At 72.8% G+C, this 2,342-nt stretch carries 3 protein-coding genes; 2 read left to right on the forward strand and 1 reads right to left on the reverse strand.

What is annotated here, in order from left to right:
* The coding region (locus KDH83_RS30390) for a DUF484 family protein (RefSeq protein WP_212322689.1) at positions 1 to 378 on the forward strand (378 nt) is incomplete at its 5' end.
* A 31-nt stretch (positions 379 to 409) separates the two neighbouring features.
* Positions 410 to 1,396: a tyrosine recombinase XerC gene (xerC, locus tag KDH83_RS30395; protein WP_212322691.1), complete on the forward strand. Its 987-nt coding sequence runs from the start codon at positions 410 to 412 to the stop codon at positions 1,394 to 1,396.
* Between the two features lie 21 nt (positions 1,397 to 1,417).
* Here the strand turns inward: xerC and KDH83_RS30400 are convergent.
* Positions 1,418 to 2,342 (reverse strand): nickel transporter (locus tag KDH83_RS30400; protein ID WP_212322693.1); only part of this gene is annotated, 925 nt, incomplete at its 5' end.

Here is a 2,342-nt window from a genome sequence, read left to right on the forward strand (position 1 = left end):
ATCGCGCTGGGCCTGGCCGAACAGTTCGACCTGAACCATGTCGCGCTGCGCCTGTGGAACCTGTCGGGGCAGCCCGACAACGGCTACGGCGAGCCGGTAAGCGCCGACCTGCGCGCCTTCGCCGACAGCCTGAAGGCGCCGTACTGCGGCACCGACACCGGCTTCGAGGCCGTGGCCTGGCTGGACGCCAAGCCCAAGTCGCTGGCCCTGGTGCCGCTGCGCCTGGAAGCCGACGGTCCCAGCGTGGGCCTCCTGGTGCTCGGTTCGGACGACGCCGAACGCTTCAGCCCGGACATGGGCACCACCTTCCTGGAATCCATCGGCCAGCTGGCCTCGGCGGCCCTGCACCGCCTGGAGCCGGCCGCGCCCAAGGCCTAGCGCCGCCCAGGCGGACGCGACGGATGACGCCATGACGCAAGCCGACACTGCCGACGCCCCGTCCGAACCGCTGCCCGGTCCCATGCAGGACTGGCTGCGGCACCTGGAAGCCAACCGCCGCTACTCGCCGCACACGCTGGCCGGCTACCGCCGCGAACTGCATTTCCTGCACGAACTGGCCGGCAAGGCCGGCCAGCCGCTGGACAAGCTGGCCAACGGCCACATCCGCCAGTTCGTGGCGCGATTGCACGCGCAGGGCCGCGGCCCGCGCAGCCTGGCCCGCACGCTGGCCGCCTGGCGCGGCTTCTACAAATGGTGGGCACCATCGATGGACATGGCCGGCAATCCGGTGGCCGGCGTGCGCGCGCCCAAGGCCCCGCGCGCCCTGCCCAAGGCGCTGTCGGTGGACCAGACCCAGGCGCTGCTGGACCGCGCGCCCGCCCAGGTCGCCAACGAACCGGCGGCCCTGCGCGACCAGGCCATGTTCGAACTGTTCTATTCCAGCGGCCTGCGGCTGTCCGAACTGGTCGGCCTGGACCTGCGCTACGAGCGCTCCGCGCAATACGAGTCGCGCGGCTGGCTCAACCTGGACGAAGCGGAGGTCGTGGTGCTGGGCAAGGGCGGCAAGCGCCGTTCGGTGCCCGTGGGCCAGGCCGCACTGGCGGCCCTGCGCAAGTGGATCGCGGCGCGGCCGCAGCTGATGCCCTTCAGCGCCGCGCCCGAGGATGCCGCCGCCCTGTTCCTGGGCGCGCGCGGCCGCCGCATCTCGCCGCGCGTGGTGCAGTTGCAGCTGGCGCGCGTGGCGCGCGAGGCCGGCCTGCCCACGCATGTGCATCCGCACGTGCTGCGGCACAGCTTCGCCAGCCACGTGCTGCAATCGGCCCAGGACCTGCGCGCCGTGCAGGAAATGCTGGGCCACGCCAACATCTCCACCACCCAGGTCTACACGCGCCTGGACTTCCAGCATCTGGCCAAGGCCTACGACCAGGCGCATCCGCGCGCCGGCCGCAAGTCCTGACGGCATCCGCTCGCGGACGCCTCAACCGCCGCCGGCCAGCATCCCGCCCAGCAGCAGAATGCCCAGCAGCAGCACGGCCAGGGCCGCCAAGGCCTCGACGCCGTAGCGCAGGCGCGCCGCGCCGGCGCTGGACAGGCGCGCGCCCAGCCGGTTGGCCGCGCCGCCGGCGGCCACCGCCAGGCAGGCCAGCGCGGCGACCGTCAGCCCCGTGCCCAGGCCCATCGCCAGGGCCGATGCGATGCCGGCGGCGAAGAATCCCTGCGATAGCGAAAAGACCAGCACGATCAGCGCGCCGCTGCAGGGCCGCAGCCCGACCGCCAGGATGGCCGACACGGCGCGCCGCCAGTTCATCGGCCCGGCGACCTGCTCCGCCGCCGGCGCATGCGCGTGGCCGCAACCGCAGTCCTCGTGATGAACGTGATCATGCTCGTGATGATGCGTCGTCGCATGGCCCTGTCCGCCCGGCGCCGACACGCGCACGGCGATTGCCCGCAGCGCCGCAGCACCCTTGGGCGGGGATGCGGCCGGCGCCTGAACGGCAGGCGGCGCCGTGCGCCGCGCATCGGCCCTCCGCCGAAGCAATGGCCTCAGCGCCTTGAGCCAGACCAGCCAGACGCCCAGCAAGGTCACCAGCGCATACGAGGCCAGTTCCAGCCAGCGCGTCGCCTGATTCATGACGGCCGCCGTAGCATCGAAAACCAGCGCCAGCACGGCGACCAGCGCGATCGCCACCAGCGCCTGGATCAATGACGACAACAGCGCCAGCAGCGCGCCGTTGCGCGCGGTCTGCCGGTTGGCCAGCACATAGGAGGAGATCACGGCCTTGCCATGCCCCGGCCCCAGGGCGTGGAAGACGCCGTAGGCGAAGGACAGGCCCGCCAGCGCCCAGGCCGCGCCGCCCTCGGCCTGCCAGGCCCGCACGGCGCCGGTCAGCTGGCGGTAGAAG

The organism is Achromobacter sp. Marseille-Q0513 (assembly GCF_018195695.1).
Classification (GTDB): Bacteria; Pseudomonadota; Gammaproteobacteria; order Burkholderiales; family Burkholderiaceae_B; genus Achromobacter.